Origin of the sequence: Microvirga sp. KLBC 81 (assembly GCF_003075415.1) — a bacterium.
Lineage (GTDB): Bacteria > Pseudomonadota > Alphaproteobacteria > Rhizobiales > Beijerinckiaceae > Microvirga.
This window is the reverse complement of the sequence record NZ_QDAH01000036.1, coordinates 1-22,588: the sequence shown is the minus strand read 5'-3', so window position 1 is coordinate 22,588 and position 22,588 is coordinate 1. Positions and strand designations below refer to the sequence as shown.

The window sequence follows — 22,588 nt, the reverse complement described above, 5'->3', positions numbered from 1 at the left end:
TGTTTTCGCTTTGCGCGACACGTCAGACGCTTACTTGATGAAGCCCTTGGATTTCAGATAGTCGGCCGCAACCGCTTTCGCCGCTTCGCCACCCACCTGCACGCGGGCGTTCAGCTTCTGGAGGGTCGTCAGATCGAGCGAGGCGAAAATGGGCTTGAGGATGTCCGCAATCTTCGGGTTCTCCTTCAGCACGACTTCACGAATAATGGGCGCCGGCGCATAGACGGGCTGCACGCCCTTGTCGTCCTCCAGCACCACGAGGCCGGACGGTGCGATGCCGCCATCGGTGCCATAGACCATGGCGGCATTGGCGCCATTGGTCTGCTCGGCCGCCGCCTTGATGGTCGCCGCCGTATCGCCTCCCGAGAGCACGATAAGCTGCTCGGGCTTCATCGTGAAGCCATAGGTCTTCTGGAAGGACGGCAAAGCCGCTTCCGAATTCACGAATTCGGCGGAGGCCGCGAGCTTCACCTGGCCGCCGCCGGACACCCATCTGCCGAAATCGGAGAGGGTCTTGAGCTTGTTGCCTTCCGTCACATTCCTGCGCAATGCGATGGCCCAGGTATTGTTGGCGGGCGCGGGATCGAGCCAGACGATCTTGTTGGCCTCATAATCCAGCTTCTTGGCAGTCTCGAAACCCTTGGCCGCATCCTTCCAAAGCGGGTCGTCCGCCTTGTTGAAGAAGAAGCCTGCATTGCCGGTATATTCCGGATAGATATCGATCTCGCCTGCCGTGATCGCCTTGCGCACCACCGGCGTCGCGCCGAGTTGGATGCGATCCTGCGTCTTGATGCCGTTGGCCTCGAGGCTCAGCAGGATCATGTTGCCGAGAACCGATCCTTCCGTGTCGATCTTCGACGAGACGACAACATCGGCTTTGGCAGGGCTCAAGGCCACAAGGCCTAGGCCCAAAGCAGCAACAAAGGCATTCAGAACGGGTTTCATATTGGTCCCCTCAGCGTGATCAGACGAGCACTAGGCTATTTCTAGGTCACGCTTGGCATTTAAGCAGAGGGCGCATCGTGAGTCCCGGCCTTCTGGCTCAAAACTTCGTGTCAAAACGACAGCATCCACCACCGGTCAGAGCCGGCAGTGGATGACGTGAAGAGGGACGGACCTGCCGGCGTTTAAGCGCTCAGAGCCGACGGAGGCTCCTGGGCGATGGTGAAGCGCACCTGCGCCTGCGGACGGTGATCCTCGGAGAGGGTGCGCCAGATGCGCTCGGCCTCGGTGCGGCTCTCGAAGGGACCGACGACGCGCTCGGTCCCCTGGATCAGGCTTTCGCATTCGCAGGAGGTGTACTCACCGCCAACCACCCAGAAACGAGACTTTTGCATGGTCGTTCTCCGTTGTGACTCGAGGGGGAAAGCCCTCGTCGTAAAGTTTACATCTGTTGACAAAAGGACCGCCTGAGACACAAACTCTGTGCGTCGGCGTGATGTCTGAAGGGTATAATCCTCGAAGATGTCTTTGTTTCAATGGCTGATTTCGAAAGAAAAGTGACCTTGTAAATCGCCGACAGAGATTGGTGAGTAAACTTGTAAAAAGATTTACTAATGGATGAGAGCAGAAAACTCTTCGTCGGCCCGCGCCTCAAGCGCCTGCGGCGGGACCTCAACCTGAGCCAGGCTCGCATGGCCGAAGAGCTCGGGCTCTCGCCGAGTTATTTGAACCTCATGGAGCGCAACCAGCGCCCCATCACGGCCCAGGTGCTGATCCGCCTCGCCCACGCCTATTCCCTGGACCCGCGCGAATTCGCCAATGACGATCACGAGCGTACGGTCTCGGAGCTGGAGGAGATCTTCGCCGACCCGCTCTTCCGCAGCGCTCCGGTCTCCCGCATCGAGTTGCGCGAGACCATCGAGAGCGCCCCTACCCTCGTGGATGCGGTCAACCGTCTCTACCGCGCCTATCAGGCCATGCGCGGGGCGCGCGAGGTGGTGACGCCCAACCTGAACGACCGGGATCGCGCCGAGGATGCGCCGCAGATCAACCCGGTGGACCGGGTGCGCGAGCTGATCCACGAGGCGAAGAACCATTTTCCGGAATTGGACGAGGCCGCCGAGTCGCTTGCTTCCGATCTTGCCGTCACCGGACACGAGCCCTTCTTCGCCATTGCGGAACGCCTGCGCTCGAAGCACGGCATTCGCGTGCGCGTCATGCCCATCGACGTGATGTCGGACAATTTGCGGCGCTACGATCATCACCGCCGCCAGCTCCTGATTTCGGAACTGGTCGATCCGTCTGGCCGCACCTTCCAGGCCGCCTACCAGCTCGCCTTCGCCGAGATGCGCACGACAATCGATGCACTCGCCGCGAAACTCGAGCCGACCGATGGCCCGGCGCGGCGGCTGCTGCGCGTGTCCTTCGGCAATTACTTCGCCGGCGCGCTCATGATGCCCTATGGCAAGTTCCATACGGCGGCGGAAGCCTTGGGCTACGACGTGGAAGTGCTGGGTGCGCGCTTCGGGGCGAGTTTCGAGCAGGTGGCGCACCGCCTCACCACGCTGGCACGCCCCGGCGCACGCGGCATTCCCTTCTTCCTCGTGCGTGTGGATGCGGCGGGCAACGTGTCGAAGCGCTTCTCGTCCGGACGCTTCCCGTTCTCGCAATTCGGCGGCACCTGTCCGCTCTGGAACCTGCATTCGACTTTCAGAACGCCGGGGCAGGTGGTGACCCAGATCATCGAATTGCCCGACGGCTCACGCTGGTTCTCCATGGCCCGTTCGGTCAAGCGCGCCTTCAATCCCTGGGGGATGCCCGATCCGCAATTCGTGGTGGGTCTGGGCTGCGAGCTGAAATACGCCCATCGCCTCGTCTATGCGCGCGGCCTCGATCTGTCCTCCGCAGACGCCACGCCCATCGGCATCAATTGCCGCCTTTGCGAGCGCGTTGCCTGCCCACAGCGCGCGGCGCCGCCAATGATGCACGCGCTGATCGTGGACGAGATGAGGCGCGGGGTTTCGCCGTTCGAGTTCGACGCGACTTAACATCCGGCATTCGCCGCATGCGGCTCATCGAGCCAGTGATCGAGGAAACGGTCGATCCAGCGCGAGACATGCGGATCGTACTGGAAGCGCCCGTCGAGCTGGCGGACGCGATCCTGTGCGCCGGGCGTGGACAACCGCTCCTCGGCCACCACGGTCCAGCGGCAGATCATGGCGTGCGTGACTTCCGGATGGAACTGCAGGCCGAAAGCCTTCTCGCCGACCTGGATGGCCTGTGTCGGAAAATCGTCGCCGGTGGCCAGCGTCTCCGCACCCGAGGGGCAATCGAAGCCCTCGCGATGCCAGTGATAGACATGGCTCGGCCAGGGAACGCCCCAGACCTCGCTCAGGCGTTCTCCGGCTTTCGTCGGCACCAGAGGATAATAGCCGATCTCGGCGCGTCCTTCCGGGTGCTGCCACACGCCGGCGCCCAAGTGACTTGCGAGCATCTGGGCGCCGAGGCAGAGGCCTAGGAAAGGCTTGTTCTCCTTCAAGGGAATGCCGATCCAGCCGATCTCGGTCTTGATGAAATCGTCCGGATCATTGGCGCTCATGGGGCCGCCGAAGATCACGGCGCCCGCATGTTCGCTCAGCGTCTCAGGCAACGGATCCCCAAAGCGGGGACGGCGGATATCGAGCCGATGGCCGCGCTCCGCGAGCAGCCGTCCGACGCGGCCCGGTGTCGAATGTTCCTGATGAAGGACGATGAGGATCGGCGCCTTGGCTCCGCCTCTAGCCATGGCCCTGCTCCATTGCATCGGCCTTCGAGTCCTGGGGCGGGCGGCGGGTGAACGCGAGGATAAATCGACTGAACATGGCGCGATTATTCAGAGGAGGCCTGTCTTCCGCAAGGGCTATGGCGATGTTCCTGAGCCTGCCTTCGGTACAACTCCCAACGCGCCGAGGTAACGCCTCGCCGCATCGCGCGCCGGTTTTTCCTCAATAGCAATCTTGGCGTTGGGGGCTTGGAGTTTGTCTATTGTGAGGGAACTGCCGAGCAGAGCTCCTTCGGTGTCGGCTCTCGAGCCGATGACGACCTGGGACCGCCTCAGAGCCAAGCCCGGAACGCTGGTGAAAGCCCAGATCAAGACCTAAGGCGAAGAGTCGCACAAAACTTACGCAAGTCCGGACTTCACCATCGCTTTTTCGAGTAAACTCAGGCTCTTGGGGACCTATGCAATTCGAACCGGCCGCTCTAAGATCAACTCGGCTATAAGCATAGGGGGCTCTGACGGGTTCCTTCGCCTTTTGCACCCTCGTGCAAGGATGATAGAACCTTCTGATTCCCGAAGCGGCCTTTGCAGGCACCTGGGAGAGGTCCGGTGCTGCGAATGACGACCTTGTGGCGCCTTGCGTGAAAGAAAGAGAAATCGTGACTGACAGCGTGACAAGCGAAGGGGATCTCACCGGCCTGCGCATTCTTGTCGTGGAGGACGAAGCGGCGATCTCTCTGCTGCTGGAAGACATGCTCCTCGATTTCGGCTGCGAGGTGATCGGCCCGGCCGCGCGCCTTTCCACAGCGCTCGATGCCGTCGCCCGCGAGCAGGTGGATCTTGCCATTCTCGACGTGAACGTGGCGGGTGAACCGATCTATCCGGTGGCCGAGGCTCTGGCTGAGCGCTCCGTTCCCTTCGTGTTCTCGACGGGATACGGCAGCGCCGGCATCCGCGACTCCTTCCGCGACCGCCCGGTGCTCCAGAAGCCATTTGCCCAGCATGATTTGAAGCAGAAGCTGATCCTGGCCCGGAACAAGAGCGCTTCCTGAGAACTCGGAGCAGGTTTTGCGCTTCACTTTTCCAGCTTCTTCCGTTGCGGAATAGCCACTGTGCTGTAGAGCACAGAGGAGTCCTTCTGAATCAGCTTTGATCCTGCCTTATTCCTGCTAAGCTTAAATTCCGCAGAATAAAGCAACGTTATCACAGCTATCCCCATGCCAGCATCTTCACTCCGGCTCCTTGCGGCAGCGAGCTCTCTCGCGCTGTGCCTGGCCGAGGCTCATGCCCAGTCACCCATTCCCCGGCCTATCCCCGCCGTGGGCTCGATCGTGGCTGCCAAGGGCGGCGAGGAAATGCGCTTCGTGCGCGAAGATGCCTGGCGCGAAGCTCAGATCAGGCAGGATGTCATCGGTGGCGATACCCTGCGCACCAACGCCATCGGCAATCTCGCCATTCTGTTCGCCGACCAGACCCAGATCCGCGTCGGGCGGAATTCCACGCTTGTCGTGAACGAGGTCGCCTCCACCCAGGGCAACACGCAGCTGAGCCTGCAATCGGGCCAAGTGTGGGCCCGCGCAGCCCGTGGCGGCACGGGCGTCGACGTGAAAACACCTGCAGCGGTCGCGGCCATCCGGGGCACGGATTGGTCCCTCTCGGTCGACGGCTCGGGCAAGACCTCTCTCATCGTGCTGGAAGGCGTGGTGGAGCTGAGGAATGCGCAAGGCTCCGTCACGGTGCGTCAGGGCGAGGGTGCCGTGGCCGCCATCGGCCAGGCCCCGACGAAATTCGTGCTCGTGAAGCCCAATGACCGCGAGCAGATGCTGTTCTACTACGGCTTGCGCGACGCGTTTATCGGGCTTCCCGCCACGCCCCTGAAAGGCCCCTCCATGCGGGCCGAGCGGGCCCGCCTCACGGCCATCCCGCCAGAAGCGCGCGGGGCGGAGGACTGGCTCAGCCTTGCCGAGGTCTCACTGGAGCTTGACGGCCGCATGCAGGCTGCGAAGGCCCTGGCAGAGGCACAGCGCCATGCTCTGAGCGCAAGCCAGCGCGCCCGGGCGGATCTCGTAGCCGGACTTCTCGCCGGTCTGGGACGCCGCTGGAGCGAAGCCGAGGCCCATTTCAGCCGCGCAGAGCAGGGCGTGAGCGGCGACAGGCGTGTCACGGCGACCTATGGCCGCTACATCGCAGCCTCGATGGCCGACCCGAAACGCGCCCTGTCTGAACCCAAAGCCCAGAGAGACAGTGCACTTGCCGCGATGGCTCATGCCTTCGTGGTGGGCTTCAAACAGGACCTCAAGGCTGCGGCCGAGGTCATCAAGGCTGCGGAAAGGAAATATCCCGACGACGCCCGGCTCGCCATCTTCGCGGCACAGGTCGCCTTCCTGCTCGACCGCCGGGACGAGATGCGCGCCTCCCTCGATCGCGCCCGCGCCATCGATCCGGAGGATCCGGATGTTCTGGCGGCGAGCGCCGCGGTCAAGGCGGCCCTGGAGAGTGACCTCGAGGGCGCCCTTTCGGAGTTGCGCAAGGCGGCGGCCATCGCCCCCGGCAAGTCATCGGTCTGGAACAGCCTCGGCCTTGTCGAGTCCGACCGCGACGCAAACCTTGAAGCAGAGGCCGCCTTCAAGCGCGCCATCGCGGAGGATCCGGACGATCCTGTTTCCCATGCCAATCTCGCCATCCATCTTCTCGACCAGTATCGCGTCGACGAAGCAGGTGCACTAATCGACAGGACCTTCGAACTCGACCCCGGTTTCCATGCGGGCTATGTCTATCGTGGCCGCTACCTCATGCAAACGGACGAGAATGCGAAGGCCATCGAGGCAACCCTCGCCGGACTGGCCGCTAACCCTGCCTATTCGCAGGGATTGCTGATCGCTGCAGCGGCCTATTACCAGAACGGTGATTACGAGCTTGCACAGCAGGCTCTCGACAATGCCGACCGGCTCGACCCGAACGATCCCGTCGTCTCGGTCGCCCGCACGGCCTTTGCCATCGACCAGTATCAGGCCGACGAGGCCATCCTCAGCTCACGCGAAGCCCTGAGGCGGTATCGGGCCCGTGGCGGCTATTTCGCCCCGCTCGCGGTGAACAGGCAGGGCGGTTCCTATACGGCCGATGCCTACCGCTTCATCGGCCTTCATGAATGGGGACGGTTCTACGGCGACAGAGTTTTCAATCCGTTCGAAGGCGCGAGCTACTTCGATCAAGCAGCTTCGCTGCGCCCACGAATCACTCTGGCCGAGCCGGACTTGGATGAAGTCAACGATTCCGGTCTCGACTTGACCTCCCTGAACCTGACGATTCAAGGCTTGTTCTTCGATCCACTGGCTGTTGCCGGCCGCATTGGGCGGACGGACATCATTCGCCGCCCCTTCCTCGATGCTCAGGTCGGCGGCGAGATCGTCGATCGCGAGGGTCGCCTCGGCTGGAAAACGGACGCGAACGTCGCCGGCTTCGTCAACGATCCGATGCCGACGTCTTTCTCACTCAGTGCCAGCCGCACCCGCGGCAATGATGAGAATGTCCTGTTCCAGGAGGAGGCTGACAGCGGGGCGTTCTTCATCGGCATGACACCCTCGGCGGCCGACCGGTTTCTGGTGTTCGGCACTGCCTCGGAGGGAAGACCAGGTCTGGTCACTCTGCCTCCACCCGCGCCATTCCTCGAGCGTCGTGACGACATCAACATCCAAGCGGGAGGTGGCTGGAGCCATACATTCGGCTATCGCAACGTGCTGACCGCGGCGCTCTTCTACAGCCGCGGCAAGTCGCGCCAGGAGCAGTCGCGCAAAGACGCGGGAATCATCGACGCAGATCCCGTCCTCTTCGGTTTCCCGGATCCACTTGGTGTGACGCTCCCCTATAGCTACCAGACGCTTGAGGATACACGCCGCCGGTCCGAGACCGAAGGTACTGTGGCGGCCCTCGGCCATACCCTGGGCATTGGTGATTTCACCCTGCGCTACGGCATCGAAGGCCAGAAGGGCGAGACAGAAGCTGACAACAGAGAGGCAAGCTCCGGACTGTTTCAGGAGAGAGCGCCACGCACGTTCGCCGGGCTTCTCGATTTCATTCTGTCGAACGGAGAAAGATCTCTTCTCGATTCGTCCTTCAACGCCGCACGTGGCTATGCGGATCTTTTCTGGCGTCCGTCCGACCGCTTTGAGCTTCAGGCCGGCGGCCAATATGCCTTCTACAATTTCGACACGCGGGGCGAGGTCAGAACCAGAAGCTTTGTAGACTTCTACAATGCCGATCCTCTCATCCCGTTTCTGTCTGGCCCCATAGAGCGCTCGGTCTCGACAACGCGCCCCGTCTCCGTGGAACAGGAGAGCTCTACATTCGACCCACGGGTGGGAGCAGCCTTTTCACCTGTCGAAGGACATTGGCTGCGTGCAGCCTATCGCTACGACACGGAGTTCCCGCTCGGCCTGACGCTCTCTCCTGTTTCGACAGTCGGCCTTATTCCCAACCTGCTTCCGACGACGCTTGGCAGCCGCACTGAAACGCTTGCGGCCCGCTGGGATGCAGAATGGAGTCCCCGGATCTTCACGGCCGTGGAATATCAGAGGCAGGATGTGAAAGGTCTCAACCTGCCGATCCTCAACACGCTCAGCAGTTTGGATCTCGAACAAGGACGGATCGAGCGCATCTCCGCAACGACCAATATCTGGCTTGGGCATGGCATCGGCCTGTTCGGCACCGTGGGATTCTCCGATACGGAGAATCTGACCGCTGGTGATTACTATGGCGGTCAAATTCCCTTCGTTGCGGAACGCTTTGCCCAGGCAGGATTCACCTTCGTTCACCCGAGCAGGCTCAAGTTCACCCTGGTGCAGACCTTCTTCGGCGACATCACAGGGAATCTGGCGGGCCAGCCCCTTGACGATTACTGGACAACGGACGCTTCGATCACGTGGGAAACGCCCGACCGCCATCTCCTCATCGGCGTGACGGCGCTCAACCTCTTTGACGAGACGTACGAGTTTGCCCCCAATGTTCCGGGGATGGGCCGCACTGTCGCGGCGAGCCTGAAGGCACGGTTCTGAGAGTGAACGCACCCAACCCCGCCATGCAGACGCAGACCGGAGAGCCGCTCTGGCGGCACTTCGTCATGGCGGGGCTGATCGCGGTCCTCCTGATACCGCTTGTCTTCTTCCCGCCTTTTGCGCTCATCGAAGCAAGGCTCTTCGATGTCCTCTCGATCATCGATCCGCCGCGACCCAATCCTTACGGTGTGGAAGTGGTGGCCATCGACGAGCCCTCCTTCTCGGAGATCGGCCAGCGCTGGCCCTGGTCCCGCGCGTTGCACGCCGAACTCATCGAGCGCCTGCGTGCGGCAGGCGCCAAGATCATCGCCTTCGACATCATCTTTTCCGAACCCTCGACGGAAGAGGCCGACAAGCGCTTCGCCGCAGCGCTCGGACCCGATGTCGTGCTGGCATCGGACGACGTGATGACGAAGCTCGATCACGGCATTCAGATCACGCGCGTCAATCCCATTGATCCTTTCCTCGATGCGGGCGCCGTTCCGGGTGTTGCTTCTGTCGATCCCGATGGCGACGTGTATCTGCGCCGCATGCCGCTGCAGCCGGACGGTTTCGCGGCGGAGATCCTGCGTCTCGCAGGAGAGCCGGTACAGCCGCCGCCTGACGGGGCTCTCATCCAGCATTTCGGCCCGACCCGCACGTATCCCACCGTATCCTATTACCAGGCGCTCGATCCGGAGGAGTTTCTCCAGCCGGGACGCTTCAAGGACAAGATCGTGCTGGTCGGCTTGAGCCTCAAAGCGGCGACGTCAGCGGATGCGGGCGCACCCGATACCTTCCCGACGGCCTATACCCTGACCACGCGCGAGCTCACGGCGGGCGTGGAAGTGCAGGCGACGATCGTCGACAACCTGCGCCACAACCTCTTCGTCATCCCTGTTCCGCGTATTGCCGTGATGGCGCTGCTGATCGCTGCGGCCTTTCTTGCAGCCGCCATGTCCGTTCACGGTGTATCCTGGCGCACCGGGTTCGCCGCGCTCTTCGTGGTCGTCTTCCTCATCGCGGGTGCATGGCTTGTCCTGCGCATCGAGCGCGTATGGATGCCGCCCGTGCTGCCAGTTGCTGCGGCCCTTGCGGTCTTCGGCACGCGCTTCGGCCTCGACTATGCCCGCGAGCGGCAGCTGCGCCATGCCGTGTCCGAAGCCTTCTCGCGCTATCTCTCGCCGGATCTCGTCGCAAAGCTCGCGCGCGATCCGAGCGCGCTCAAACTCGGCGGCGAGCGGCGCAACCTCTCCGTCCTGTTCTGCGACGTGCGTGGCTTCACCACGCTCTCCGAAAAACTGAAGGACGAGCCGGAACGCCTGACCACGCTCATCAACCGCCTGCTCGACCCCCTTTCGGAAGCCGTGCTCGCGGAAGGCGGCACCATCGACAAATACATGGGCGATTGCATCATGGCGTTCTGGAACGCGCCGCTGCCGAGCCCGGATCATCCGCAGCGCGCAGTGCGTGCGGCCATGCGCATGATGGAGGCGGTCAACGCGCTGAATGTCACCTTGCGCCAGGAAGAAGGTGACAATGCGCCCACCTTCGCGGTCGGCGTGGGCATCAACACAGGCGATTGCGTGGTGGGCAATGTGGGTTCGCGCTGGCGCTACGATTACTCGGTCCTCGGCGATACGGTGAACCTCGCCTCGCGCCTGGAAAGCCTGTCGAAGGAATACAGGGTCTCGCTGATCCTCGGTCCCGCGACAGCGCAGGCCGTGCGTGACAACTATGTCCTGATCGAGCTCGACCGCATTGCCGTGCGGGGGCGCGCAACGGAGTCGGCCATCTTCACCGTCGTGGCTCCGGCCTCGCAGCGGCAGGACCCGACGATCGCGGAGCTGACGACCGCCCATGCCAAGGCTCTCGAGAGCATTCGCAAAGGGCAGCGGAACGAAGCGCTCACCCTCGTCGTGCGCTGCCAATCCCTCGCGCCTTCCCTGGCCGGCTACTACCGCACGCTCATGCACAAGATCGCCGAGATCCAGGAATAGGCCCATCGCTCTTGCGAGCGAATTGCAAGTAAATTGAGGGACTTGCGCTTGAGGGAGCAGTCACTATAAGGGCGGCTTCGCTTGAACCCACTGCCCTGTTTGTCGATGTCAGCCATGAGCCGGATTCAAAAGCTTGCCATCGGCAGCATATTCATCGGCGCGCTCGTCTTCGCGCTCAAATATGCGGCCTATTACGTGACGGGCAGTATCGCGCTTTATTCGGATGCGCTGGAAAGCATCATCAACGTCGTGACGGCGATTGCGGCCTTCATGGCCGTTCGCGTGAGCGCCACGCCCGCCGACGCCAATCATCCTTACGGCCACCATAAGGTGGAATATTTTTCCGCCGTTCTCGAGGGCGTTCTGATCATCGTCGCCGCCCTGATGATCTTGCGCGAGGCTTACTTCGGATTCTTCACACCCAGGATGCTCGATGCTCCCGGCATGGGCCTCGCCATCAATGCGGCCGCGACCGTCATCAACGGCATCTGGTCCTGGATGCTGATCAGCCAAGGCCGCCGTCTGCGCTCGCCTGCCATTACGGCTGATGGCCGTCATCTGTTGACGGACGTGTTCACCTCGGCGGGCGTTCTCGTGGGCCTCGTGTTCATTCCCGTCACGGGATGGACCTGGCTTGATCCGGTATTGGCGGCTTTCGTTGCGATCAACATCCTCTGGTCCGGCTGGGGCCTGATCAAGGAAAGCATCGGCGGTCTCATGGACGAGGCTTTGCCTGAGGCGACGCTCTCGCGTGTGCGCGAGATCATCTCCGGCAACGCGGAAGGCGCCATCGAGGCGCACGACCTGCGCACGCGCCATGCGGGCAAGATGACCTTCATCGACTTCCATCTCGTCGTGCCCGGCACCATGAGCGTGACCGATGCGCATGACATCTGCGACCGCCTGGAGCGGGCGCTGAAGGACGAGGTCGAGGACGCGCTCATCACGATCCATGTGGAGCCCGACAACAAGGCGAAGCACGCGGGCATCGTGGTTCTGTAAAGGGCTTCCTGCGCCAAGATCACGATAGGTAAGCTGTCGGACTTGGAAGGACAAGGCTCCTACGACATCTTCGAGCAAGCCTTTCAAATTACTTCTTCATCGACCTGCAAATCCGCACGCCAGGATGACGTCGGAAGGAAGATGAGAATAAAAATGTCCCGAGAGGCTTTCAACACACGCTCGAAATGGGCAAATGCTTTTGCTGGCGTCGCCGGAAAATTCTATGCCGGAATGGCAGCGGGCATTCTCGCGCTGGTCGTGCTGGCCATCTATGGCTCCATGACGATCTCAACCATTCTGACCGAGCAGAAAAAGACTGAACTCAAGAATCTGGTCGAAGCGGCCGTCAGCATCGTCGCAGATTTTGAGGCTCGCTCGAAGCGGGGGGAGATGTCCGAAGACGAAGCCAAGAAGCGTGCATCCTATGAGCTCCGCATTCTGCGCTATGGCGGCTCGGAATATTTCTTCATCATGGATTATCAGAACGTCATGCTGATGCATCCCTTCAGCAAGGCGCTGGAAGGGAAAGACAACTCGAACCTCAAGGACGCCAACGGCGTCGCCTTCCTCAAGGAGATGGTGACGGTGGGGCGTGCAGGCGGAGGCTTCGTTCCGTATCTCTTTCCCAAGCCCAATCGAACCGAGCCTTCCCCGAAGCTTTCCTACGCCGTCAATTTCGACAAGTGGGGCTGGGTGATCGGCACAGGCGTCTACATCGACGATCTTGAAGTGATTGACGCCTCCTATCGCAACATCTTCCTTGCCCTGGTTGCAGCCGCCGCAATCGTTCTGATTGCCATCGCATTCGGCCTCGGACGTAGCATCTCGAATCCCATCCAGAAGCTCGTGACCAACATGCGCAGCCTCGCCAGCGGCGATCTGACCGTGACGGTCGAGGGCATCTCTCGTCGCGACGAGATCGGCGTGATGGCGAATGCCGTGCAGGTGTTCAAGGACAACGCCATCGAAGCGCGTCGTCTGGCGGCCGAGCAGGAGGCCGAGATGCAGGCGAAGATGCGCCGGGCGCAGATGCTCGACGAACTCACCAGGCGTTTCGAGACGAAAGTTTCCACTCTCACGCAGGGCCTTTCTTCCGCTGCGACGCAGATGGAAGCCACCGCTCAGTCCATGACCTCCGTGGCCGATCAGACCAGCCAGCAATCGATGACCGTCTCCTCTGCGGCCCGGCAGACCTCGGCTAATGTTCAGACGGTTGCCGCTGCCACCGAAGAGCTCTCCATCTCCATCCGCGAGATTGCGACCCAGGTCGGGCAGTCCTCGCAGGTGGCAGAACGCGCCGTTCAGGGAACGCAACGCACCAATGAGACAGTGCAGGCCCTGGCGACCTCCGCCGAGCGGATCGGCAATGTGGTCCAGCTCATCAACACCATCGCGGGCCAGACCAACCTGCTGGCATTGAACGCCACCATCGAGGCGGCGCGCGCCGGCGAGGCCGGCAAGGGCTTTGCCGTGGTGGCGACGGAAGTAAAGGAGCTCGCCTCTCAGACGGCCAAGGCAACGGAAGAAATCAGCGCGCAGATTACCTCTGTCCAGCAGGCCACCCAGGAGACGGTGACGGCCATTCACGAGATTGCCCGCACGATCACCGAGATGTCGCAGATCTCGACCTCGATTGCAGCCGCAATGGAGGAGCAGGGCGCAGCCACGGCCGAGATCGCGCGCAATGTCCAGGAAGCCGCCCGCGGCACGGAGGCAGTAACCGGCAGCATCGTGGACGTTCAGCAGGGAGCGGACCACACGGGGGCGGCAGCATCCCAGGTGCTGGGAGCGGCCCAGGACCTCGCACGCCACTCCAACGAGCTGAGCATGGAGGTCTCGAGCTTCCTCTCCGGTGTCAAAGCCGCCTGATCGTAATCCGCTCTGCTCCCGTAAGGGACGAACCCGAGGGCCCGGCGATGCCGGGCTTTTTTCTTTTCCGCCACGCTGAAACAAGTTCCTCCCGGAAACCTTTTCAACAATGACAGGTCTGCCCGCGCTTCTGGGTAAAGCCTGTCAGAAGCAGCGGATCGGCATGATAGTGCTGTGCGGGTTCCTGAAAACCGCAGCCGACCGTGGGATAGCCGGCCGGGCACCCGCCCCGGCCTTGAAGGAATGGAGGCTGACATCGCGACACCGCCTGGGCTGAAAGCACCCTCCATTATGCCGGATTGAGCATGGGGAGGGACTCCCAGCTCGACAATCTGAATGTCACACGAACCGGTTCAACCGGATGAGCATCAATGATGCATGACCCTTGTGGTCACGACGGGCCCTCCCTCTCCTGGCAAGGGCCCGTTTGCTTGGGTGCGGGCTTATTGTCAGGAAGCATCCATGCCGATCGGCCTTTTCCCCTCCGCTCATCGGCCTAGCTTACCTTCCATGATGTCATTGAGGGTATCGGGATGAGAGTTCTGGCAGCTGCAATGTTCGTAATCACGGCAATCCCCGGCGCCTGGGCTGCCGATCTCTCGCTGCCCTCCGCTCCCGCCGTTGAAGAAGTAGACGAGCTAATTGTCGTGCGGCCTGCACAGCGCGTGATCACGAAGCGATATGCGTGTGTGAGATGCTCCCGCCTGCCGCTCGGCGGCTTGAGGAAGCCCTATGTGGCCCATGTGCCGCTCGGCGGCCTGCGCAAGGCCTGCCCGCCGGTCATCGTGGAGAGGATTCGCGAGCCGGTGGTGCTGCGGGTGAAGGGCTGAAAAGCAAAAAAGCCGCCCGAAGGCGGCCTTTTTGGAAATTGGAGCGGGCGAAGGGATTCGAACCCTCGACCCCAACCTTGGCAAGGTTGTGCTCTACCCCTGAGCTACACCCGCACGCTCCGTCTCTTCTGGCAGGATGGTGGAGCCAGGCGGGATCGAACCGCCGACCTCTTGCATGCCATGCAAGCGCTCTCCCAGCTGAGCTATGGCCCCTTAACCTTGCCTCCCACTCGACAGCCAAGAGCCGCCCGAAGGCCGCCTTTGCTACATCGCCTGGGAATGGTGCCGCAAGAGGGATTCGAACCCCCGACCCCCTCATTACGAATGAGGTGCTCTACCAGCTGAGCTATTGCGGCCTACCGATCATGCGATCGAAGAGGGCGTCGTCATACCCTCTCGCCTGCCGCTTGGCAAGGGCAGGGCCGAGCGGAATTTCGCCTACCAGATGGAAAAAACGCTGCGGCGAGCCGACGCTGGCTCCTCGAGTTTGGGAACATCCGGCGGCGTCACCGGAAAGACCACAGGCTCCGGCTTGGGCTGCGGCGTCTCTTCTTCCTTCTCAGGCTCAGGCCAAGCGGCTTCCACCGTGCTGACGGGTTCCGCCGGAGCAGGGACTGGCTCCGGTGCGGAGGCGACAGCCGTTGCAGGCTGCGGCTCCTCGGCAGCCGCCACGGGCAGCGCCTTGGGCTCGTCGTCGATATCCGCCGTCACGTCGTCGTGCATGGTGATTTCGGGTGCGATCAGCACATCCGGCGGGGCCTGCCAGACGAAGGCGTCCAAACGGCCGGTGACGGGAGAGATCGGCGCCCATTGGTCGGAAACGACGCCATCCGCAATCCAGGCCGGATCGCGCGGAGCACGGGTGGCGCGGGCGAGCCATTCGCGCCCCTTGCCCGTAGAACCATGCTCCGCCTGTTCGAGATCGGACATGAGGAGGCACACGCGCATCGTGGGCCGATCCGCCAGAAGCGGCTCGAGCGCATCGCGCGCGCGGTCGAACTCGCGTGATTCCAGGGCCGAGCGGGCGACCGCGAGCCGCCCTTCCGGCGCGCCATTCGAGAGCTTGAACAGGGTCTCGGCGCGCTTCAAGCGATCGAGACCGGAATCACCGGGACGCAGGTTGAGATAGACCTCCGCCAGATTCGGGTGCGGCTGGCTCCGCCAGGCGGCTTCCACGATCCTGGCGGCCCGGCGCAGATCGCCCCGGCGGGACAGGAGCTTTCCGGCGAGAGCGGCGGCGGGCACGAGATCGGGAGCGAGCTTCACCGCATCCTGGGAGCTCCTCAGCGCACCTTCTGGATCGTGCTCGGCCCGATCGAGGGCATCGGCGGTCAAGAGCACCGCGCGATGACGCTTGGCGGTTGCCTTGTCGAGAAGGCCCAGCGAGGTGCGACGCTCGATGGCTTCCAGTGCTCCGCGCCAGTCGCGCTCGGCGCAGCGCGCCTCCAGCACCGCATCGCTCGCCCAGGCGGCAGCGGGAGCGATGCGGATGGCCTCGGAGGCAAATTCGCGGGCCGCCAGAGCATCGCCCCGGCGGCGGGCTTCCACGAAGAGACCGCGCAGGCCCAGCACCCGGGTCTCGTCCTCGTCCATCATCAGCTTGAAGGCGGCCTCTGCAGCCTCCCGGTTGCCGGAGACCTGGGCGGCCTGGGCTTTCAGAAGAAGCGTCAGGGGCTCGCTGCCCAGAAGGCGCTCGGCCTCGTTGGCATAGCGGCGGGCGGCGATCGTATCACCCGCCCCCACGGCCACCATGCCGCGCGAGACGGCCTGATAGCCTCGGGAGCGGCGGCGGGCCCGGGAGGCGAAGGTGAGGCGCGAAGGCAGGCGCAGGATCGTGCTCACCGCCGACCAGAGGAGAGCGAGCGCCAGTGCAAGGCCGACAAGAGCGACTGCCGCCACGGCGACGGAGGTCTGCACCTCATAGCCGCCGAAGGTGACCAGGACCGTGCCTGGCCGGTCGGCAAGCCAAACCGCCCCGAAGGCTGCGACGCAGAGAAGACCAATGAAAACGAGAGCGCGCCACATTCTGGGCTGTTCCTTTTATTGCGTCGAACGGTTGAGGGTGGCGAGAGATTCTTCGGAGATCTCGCGGGAGGCCCGCTGCGCTCCGGCCAAAGCCGTGATCTGCCGTCCCCATTCCTCCGATATCCGTCGTGCCGGCTCGGGCAGGGATGCCCAGGCCGCGGCCGCTCCGCCCATGTCGCCCTGAGAAAGAGCCTGCCGGATGCGGGCGAGCGTCGCGGAAACGCCCGTCGCGCCCGGTTCGTTCACGGGCCGCACGGTGACCACCTTGTCCATCATGCGAAGCAGCCGGTCGGACCATTCGCCGGAGGCGGCACGCTCGTCGCGCAGGATCTGCGCTTCCAGCGGCTCGAAGCTGTCGAGCATCGTGGAGGCTGTCGGCGCGCCCTTGTCGGCGAAGGGCTCCAGAGCCTTCACCTTCTCGGGGTCGGTTCCGGTCTTTTTCAGCCCCTCCAGCACATTCGCGAAGGGTGTGCCGCTGCGCAGCGCATCGTTCAGGCGCTCGGCGAGCACCACACGGGTTCCGGTCTGGCCCGCCGCCTCCGCGCTCTTGCTGCTCTGAGTGACCTGCTGGGAGAGAGCCGCCAAGCGCTGATCCTGCTCAGCCAGGCGGCGATCCAGGCCCTGAACCGCATTCGAAGCATTGGCGGCATTCTGCGCATTCGTCCGCACCTCGCTCTCGAGAGCAGAGAGGCGCTGCGAAAGATCATTGATCGCCGCCTCGTTCTGCGGCGCAGGCGGCTGGGGCAGCGGCCTGTTGAACGCTTCCTCCGCCCGGGCAGCGGCGCGATCGGCTGCCGCCTGGATGTCCTGAAGCCGCTGGTCGAGCGGGCCCCGCGCGGATTCGAGCGCCTGCAACCGCCTCTCGACGGCAGACAGGTCCACACCCTGTGGCCGAGACTGGCCCAGCGCGTTCACGCGCTGCTCCAACTGGGCAAGGCGCTGATCTTCCTGCGTCGATGTCGGCCGCTGCCAGACCTGAAGACCATAGACGAGACCGGCGCCGATCAAGCCGCCGAGAAGGCTGGAGCCGACAAGGGCAGCCGACGAGGTGCGGCGCTCGGGAGCGGGGGGCGGACCGGGAGGCACGACGCCTGGCTCTTGGCTCGGCTCTTGGCTCGGCTCTTGGCTCGGCTCTTCGCTCTGCGGCGGCAGCCCATCAGCGGATGCGCCCGATTCGATCGAATCGGCATTGGTGCCGGAATCGAGCGTCGCTTCCGGCGAGCCGACCGTGTCTTCCGCCCGCACATCGGGCTCCGGCAGAATCGTCTCCTCGGGCTTCACGTCGTCCCAGGCTTTGTCTTGCTGCGCGCCATCATCGATCACGGTCGCCTTCAGATCGATGGTGGCCGGCTCGCGGGCGGATTTCTTGCGGGAGTTCTTGGGAGCTTTGGGATCGGATGGATCGGTCACAGGTCACTCGTGGCGAGGCAAACAGGAAAGGTCAGAATGGAATGCAATTGAGGCAAGCTTGAGCGCAGCGTTTCGGTTCCCCCGTGAGGCTGGAGCCTGAAAGGAGAGACTGGATTCATCGGACCACGATCCTTTCCTTCGGCAAAGATCCCTAATCGAATATCCTAAACGAAGCCGTAGCGCAGGTCACGAAAGGCTCATCACCAGTTTGAGAAGCGCATCTTCGTCAGGCTGATCGGCGACGCGAATGGCTGCGCCCGCCGCTCTAAGAGGGGCTGCCACATCCGCCGACAGGCAAAGATGCGGACACTCACGGATTGCGGTGTGGAGACCCGCCCTCTCGGCCAGCCGGACGAGAAGATCCGCGCTCCTTCGAGAATAATGGAGCGCAGCGCCGATTTCGCCAGTCCGAAAGGCCTCCACGGCCTCGTCAGGCAAGCTCTCGACGGCCTGCGCTTCATAGGCCTCCCAGGTCAGCACCTTGAATCTCGCTGCGCGAAGGGAGGAAGCCGGCTCCTCCTTGTGATGGCGACCAGTGACATGAAGAAGCGTGAGAGGGGGCTGAAGCGTCTCTCGAATCAGCCTGGACAATGACGCTGCATCGCCCTCCGCCGCCATGACCGAGGCGAAGCCCTCAGCCCGCAGCACCTCCGCCGTGCGTTCGCCGACAGCGAAGATGGGGACGCTCTTATCGGCATGTGAGGAGAGCGCCTCCACTGCATGGGCGCTGGTGACGACAACCGCGTCACAGGAACCCGCAGGCGCGGGATCGTCTGTCGGCGTGATCCGCAGCACCGGCGCGATCAGCGCCTCGTGGCCGAGGGCCGCGAGCTTCTGCTCCGTGCGCTCGGCATCCTCCTTCGCCCGTGTGACGAGAACCCGCATCAGGTGCCTAAAAATCCGGCCGGCATGCGGGTGCGCAGCTCGGTTCCGGCTTCCCGTCCGAGCGTGACCGCATCCTCCGGCGAGCCGCGCCGGATGGCCTCCAGGCATTCCGACCCATCCGGGCGCAGCACGAGGCCGCGGATTTCGAGTTCATCGCCTACCATGCGCGCATGGCCTGCAATCGGCGTGCGGCAGGAGCCGTCGAGAATGGTCAGGAAGGCGCGCTCGGCGGCGAGCGCATGGCCGGTAGCGGCATCGAGGATCGGCTGCATGGCGTCACGCACCCGGTCATCCTCGGCGCGGATAGCGATCGCGATCGCCCCCTGCCCCACGGCGGGAAGAAAATCATCCGTCTCGAGCGTGGTGGTCACGTGATCGGTGAGGCCGAGACGGCGCAGGCCCGCCATGGCAAGGAGCGTGGCATCCACTTCGCCGCGCTCCAGCTTGGCAAGCCGCGTCTGCACGTTGCCACGCAGCAGCGTAACCTTCAGATCCGGGCGCAGGCGGCGGATCTGCGCCTGGCGGCGCAGGGACGCGGAGCCCACGACGGCGCCGGGCGGCAGATCGGCCAGGCTCTTGTAGCGCTGGCTGATAAAGGCGTCGCGCACATCCTCACGCGGCAGGAACCCCGCGATCACGATGCCCTCCGGCAGGGTGGTCGGCAGATCTTTCGCAGAATGAACGGCGAGATCGATGGAGCCCTCCAGCAGCGCGATGTCGAGCTCCTTGGTGAAGAGCCCCTTGCCGCCGGCTTCCGAGAGCGGCCGGTCCTGAATGGTATCGCCCGTGGTCTTGATGATCGACAGGGGCAGATGCTCCACAGTCCAGCCATGGGCGGCGACCAGCCTGTCTTGCGTCTCGTGGGCCTGCGCCAGCGCCAGGGGGCTGCCGCGCGTGCCGATGACCAGGGTCGGTGAAGAGATCATTCCCGCTGCGTACTCCTGCTAAACAACATCCGCGTTTGATCTTGTGCGGCGGGGCGGACTATAGGGGGAGGACAGCCGGGCCGAAAGCCCGAAAGATCACGTAGCGACGGCACCCGACAGACCATGCGCATCCTAGGTATCGAAACCACCTGCGACGAAACCGCGGCCGCCGTGGTGGGCGTCGGCTTCGACGGACGGGGCGAAATCCTCTCCAGCGAGGTCCTGAGCCAGATCGCCGAGCATGCGGCCTATGGCGGCGTGGTGCCGGAGATCGCGGCCCGCGCCCATGTGGAGGTGCTCGACCGCCTGATCGCCCGCGCCCTTAAAGCATCCAACTGCACGATCAGGGACATCGACGGCATTGCGGTAGCCGCAGGCCCCGGCCTCATCGGCGGGGTTCTGGTCGGCCTCACCACGGCCAAGGCCATCGCGCTCGTGACCCGCAAGCCCCTGATGGCGGTCAATCACCTCGAAGCCCATGCACTCACCGCCCGGCTCACCGACGGCATCGGTTTTCCCTACCTTCTGCTTCTCGCCTCCGGCGGCCACACGCAGCTTGTGGCGGTGAAGGGCGTGGGCGATTACGTGCGCATCGGCACGACCATCGACGACGCCATCGGCGAGGCCTTCGACAAGGTGGCGAAGATGCTGGGGCTGCCTTACCCCGGCGGGCCTCATGTGGAGCGCGAGGCAGCACGAGGCAATCCGGAGCGCTTTGCATTGCCGCGTCCCATGCAGGGCAGACCTGAGCCGAATTTCTCGCTCTCCGGCCTCAAGACTGCCGTGCGGCTCGAAGCGGAAAAGATCGCACCACTCACCCAAACTGACATCGCCGACCTCTGCGCCAGCTTCCAGGCCGCCATCGTCGACGTGGTGGTGGACCGCACCCGCGTGGGCCTGCGCCAGTTCCGCGCGATCGCCGGCACGCCGAAGGCGCTCGTGGTGGCGGGCGGCGTGGCCGCGAACCAGACCATGCGCCAGGCCCTCCAGCGTCTGGCCGTCGAGACCGGCCTCAAGCTCGTCGCCCCGCCCCTGGCGCTCTGCGGCGACAATGCTGCGATGATCGCCTGGGCGGGCCTCGAGCGCATGCGCCTTGGCCTGATCGACGACATCAATGCGCCCGCCCGCGCCCGCTGGCCGCTCGACACCAGCGGCCAGGCGGTGGGAGTGAAGGCCTGATGGTGAAGCCCATCGGCATTGCCGGAGCCGGAGCCTGGGGGACGGCGCTCGCCAATGCGGCCGCCATCGCAGGCAATGACGTCATCCTCTGGATGCGCTCGCCCGAGCAGGCAGAGGATCTTGCCAGGACCCGCACGAACGAGCGCTTCCTGCCTGGCGTGCGCCTGCAGGATCGCATCACGCCGACTGCCGATCGGAACCAGCTTGCCGCATGCCGCGCCGTGCTTCTCGTCACGCCCGCGCAGACCACGCGGGAGATGACGGCGGCGCTCGCGCCCATTCTTCCCAACGAGACGCCGCTCGTTCTCTGTGCGAAGGGCATCGAGCGCAGCACCGGCTCGTTCCTCTGCGATGTGGTGGAAGAGGTTCGACCCGGCGCACCGGTCGCCGTGCTGTCGGGCCCGAGCTTTGCTCACGATGTGGCGCGCGGCCTGCCCACCGCCGTGACGCTCGCCTGCCGCGATGCCGCACTGGCCGAAGATCTCGCGACGGCCCTCTCCGGCCCCACCCTTCGCGTCTATCACCGCACCGATGTGCGCGGCGTCGAGATCGGCGGCGCTGCTAAGAACGTGCTCGCCATCGCCTGCGGCGCTGTGGTTGGGCGCGGTCTTGGCGAGAGCGCAAAGGCAGCGCTGATTGCGCGCGGCTTCGCGGAGCTGTTGCGTTTCGCGCGCGCCCATGGGGCTAAGGCGGAGACGCTGATGGGCTTGTCCGGCCTCGGGGACCTCGTGCTCACCTGCTCCTCCGCGCAATCGCGCAACTTCTCCTTCGGCCTGCATCTCGGCCAGGGCCTGAGCGTCGAGGCCGCCTCCGGCGGCAAGTTGGTGGAGGGTGCTGCCACCGCGAGCGCTCTCGTCGCCTTGGCGAAAGCAAAACACATCGACATGCCGATTGCGGAAGCCGTCGAGCAGATCCTGTCCGGCGCATGGACCCTCGATCAGGCGGTCGATGCGCTCATGAACCGTCCCATCAAGTCCGAGCATTGAGTTAGCAAACGATGGCCAAGTGGCTCTACAAGTCAGAACCCTCCGTCTGGTCCTGGGATGCCCAAGTCGCACAAGGCGACAAGGGCACGTTCTGGAACGGCGTGCGCAACCACGTCGCCAAGCAGAACCTGATGGCGATGAAGAAAGGCGAGCAGGGCTTCTTCTATCACTCCAACGAGGGCAAGGCCGTCGTCGGCATCGTGGAGGTGATCAGGGAATACTACCCCGACCACACCGACGAGACCGGCAAGTTCGGCATGGTCGATATCAAGGCCGTCAAGGCCCTCAAGCGCCCGGTCACGCTCGACGAGATCAAGAAGCAGCCGGGCCTCGAAAAGATGATCCTCGTCAACAATTCCCGTCTCTCGGTGCAGCCGGTGACGGACGAGGAATGGGCCATCATCTGCCGGATGGGCGGGGTTTAGTCCCGGTGTCATTCCCGGCCGGAGCGTAGCGGAGGGGGAGGAAGCCATTCACTCGCGCTGTGACTCCATGGATTCCCTTCTCGGCCCTGCGGGCCGCCGGGGATGACAGGGCGCAGGCACCCAAAAGTAGCAAAGACCAAAGTCCGATCCCTGCCCCGCTTGCCCGGACCCTCTCTCTTTCCGTAAACCTAGACCTAATTACTCGATAACGACGAGTCTGGGAGAAGCGTCATGGAAGAGAAGATCTACGACGTACCGTCCGAGTGGAGCCACCGCGCCTATCTGGACGATGCCGGCTACCGCGCGAAATACGAGGCTTCG

General features: G+C 63.7%; 17 protein-coding genes and 3 tRNA genes. 10 read left to right on the top strand and 10 right to left on the bottom strand.

The features are described from left to right. Nucleotides 1-30 precede the first annotated feature (30 nt). Nucleotides 31-945, bottom strand: coding sequence for an ABC transporter substrate-binding protein (locus tag DC522_RS19795; RefSeq protein WP_116530371.1), 915 nt, complete (start codon nt 943-945; stop codon nt 31-33). 182 nt (nt 946-1,127) lie between these two features. Then, entirely contained in the window at nt 1,128-1,337 is a 210-nt protein-coding gene (locus DC522_RS19790) for a hypothetical protein (RefSeq protein ID WP_116530370.1), read from the bottom strand. A 219-nt stretch (nt 1,338-1,556) separates the two neighbouring features. Between DC522_RS19790 and DC522_RS19785 the strand changes: the two genes are divergently transcribed. After that, a complete protein-coding gene (locus tag DC522_RS19785; RefSeq protein ID WP_116530369.1) occupies nt 1,557-2,990 on the top strand; it encodes a short-chain fatty acyl-CoA regulator family protein in 1,434 nt (477 codons plus the stop codon). Here DC522_RS19785 and DC522_RS19780 read toward each other — a convergent pair. After that, the gene (locus tag DC522_RS19780) at nt 2,987-3,727 is read right to left on the bottom strand and encodes a glutamine amidotransferase (protein WP_116530368.1); all 741 of its coding nucleotides are present in this window, start codon (nt 3,725-3,727) and stop codon (nt 2,987-2,989) included. The two genes, DC522_RS19785 and DC522_RS19780, sit on opposite strands and share 4 nt — an antisense overlap. 632 nt (nt 3,728-4,359) lie before the next feature. On the opposite strand from DC522_RS19780, the gene DC522_RS19775 reads away from it, so the two are divergent. The 6 genes from DC522_RS19775 (at nt 4,360) to DC522_RS19750 (ending at nt 14,431) form a co-directional block, all read left to right on the top strand. Beyond that, nucleotides 4,360-4,752: a response regulator gene (locus tag DC522_RS19775; RefSeq protein ID WP_371680029.1), complete on the top strand. Its 393-nt coding sequence runs from the start codon at nt 4,360-4,362 to the stop codon at nt 4,750-4,752. A 165-nt stretch (nt 4,753-4,917) separates the two neighbouring features. Beyond that, complete coding sequence (locus DC522_RS19770; RefSeq protein ID WP_116530367.1) at nt 4,918-8,751, top strand: FecR domain-containing protein; 3,834 nt, start codon at nt 4,918-4,920, stop codon at nt 8,749-8,751. 2 nt (nt 8,752-8,753) lie between these two features. Then, complete coding sequence (locus DC522_RS19765; protein ID WP_245444337.1) at nt 8,754-10,730, top strand: CHASE2 domain-containing protein; 1,977 nt, start codon at nt 8,754-8,756, stop codon at nt 10,728-10,730. 114 nt (nt 10,731-10,844) lie between these two features. Beyond that, entirely contained in the window at nt 10,845-11,732 is an 888-nt protein-coding gene (locus DC522_RS19760) for a cation diffusion facilitator family transporter (RefSeq protein ID WP_116530404.1), read from the top strand. A 153-nt stretch (nt 11,733-11,885) separates the two neighbouring features. Then, nucleotides 11,886-13,601 (top strand): methyl-accepting chemotaxis protein, encoded by a 1,716-nt coding sequence (locus DC522_RS19755; protein WP_245444335.1) that lies wholly within the window; start codon nt 11,886-11,888, stop codon nt 13,599-13,601. A gap of 533 nt (nt 13,602-14,134) precedes the next feature. Then, complete coding sequence (locus DC522_RS19750) at nt 14,135-14,431, top strand: hypothetical protein (RefSeq protein ID WP_133239321.1); 297 nt, start codon at nt 14,135-14,137, stop codon at nt 14,429-14,431. A 39-nt stretch (nt 14,432-14,470) separates the two neighbouring features. Here DC522_RS19750 and DC522_RS19745 read toward each other — a convergent pair. The 7 genes from DC522_RS19745 to hemC form a co-directional block, all read right to left on the bottom strand. Beyond that, nucleotides 14,471-14,545, bottom strand: a tRNA-Gly gene (locus DC522_RS19745). A gap of 23 nt (nt 14,546-14,568) precedes the next feature. Further along, nucleotides 14,569-14,644: transfer RNA gene (locus DC522_RS19740), tRNA-Ala, on the bottom strand. Between the two features lie 67 nt (nt 14,645-14,711). After that, a tRNA-Thr gene (locus tag DC522_RS19735) sits at nt 14,712-14,787 on the bottom strand. An 82-nt stretch (nt 14,788-14,869) separates the two neighbouring features. After that, entirely contained in the window at nt 14,870-16,456 is a 1,587-nt protein-coding gene (locus tag DC522_RS19730) for a heme biosynthesis protein HemY (RefSeq protein ID WP_116530365.1), read from the bottom strand. Between the two features lie 15 nt (nt 16,457-16,471). Further along, a complete protein-coding gene (locus tag DC522_RS19725) occupies nt 16,472-17,866 on the bottom strand; it encodes a COG4223 family protein (RefSeq protein ID WP_116530364.1) in 1,395 nt (464 codons plus the stop codon). Between the two features lie 186 nt (nt 17,867-18,052). Continuing rightward, the gene (locus DC522_RS19720; protein ID WP_165820221.1) at nt 18,053-18,751 is read right to left on the bottom strand and encodes a uroporphyrinogen-III synthase; all 699 of its coding nucleotides are present in this window, start codon (nt 18,749-18,751) and stop codon (nt 18,053-18,055) included. Further along, nucleotides 18,751-19,677 carry a hydroxymethylbilane synthase gene (gene hemC, locus DC522_RS19715; protein ID WP_116530363.1) on the bottom strand — a complete coding sequence of 309 codons (927 nt, stop codon included), beginning with the start codon at nt 19,675-19,677 and terminating at the stop codon, nt 18,751-18,753. Before hemC ends, DC522_RS19720 begins: the two co-directional genes overlap by 1 nt. 123 nt (nt 19,678-19,800) lie before the next feature. On the opposite strand from hemC, the gene tsaD reads away from it, so the two are divergent. Genes tsaD through DC522_RS19700 form a run of 3 tightly spaced genes read left to right on the top strand, consistent with a single transcriptional unit; the run spans nt 19,801 to nt 22,267 of the window. Next, on the top strand, nt 19,801-20,856 hold the full coding sequence (gene tsaD, locus DC522_RS19710; protein WP_116530362.1) for a tRNA (adenosine(37)-N6)-threonylcarbamoyltransferase complex transferase subunit TsaD: 1,056 nt from the start codon (nt 19,801-19,803) through the stop codon (nt 20,854-20,856). After that, nucleotides 20,856-21,842: an NAD(P)H-dependent glycerol-3-phosphate dehydrogenase gene (locus tag DC522_RS19705; RefSeq protein WP_116530361.1), complete on the top strand. Its 987-nt coding sequence runs from the start codon at nt 20,856-20,858 to the stop codon at nt 21,840-21,842. Before tsaD ends, DC522_RS19705 begins: the two co-directional genes overlap by 1 nt. Nucleotides 21,843-21,853: 11 nt before the next feature. Further along, nucleotides 21,854-22,267 (top strand): EVE domain-containing protein, encoded by a 414-nt coding sequence (locus DC522_RS19700; RefSeq protein ID WP_116530360.1) that lies wholly within the window; start codon nt 21,854-21,856, stop codon nt 22,265-22,267. Nucleotides 22,268-22,588: the final 321 nt, after the last annotated feature.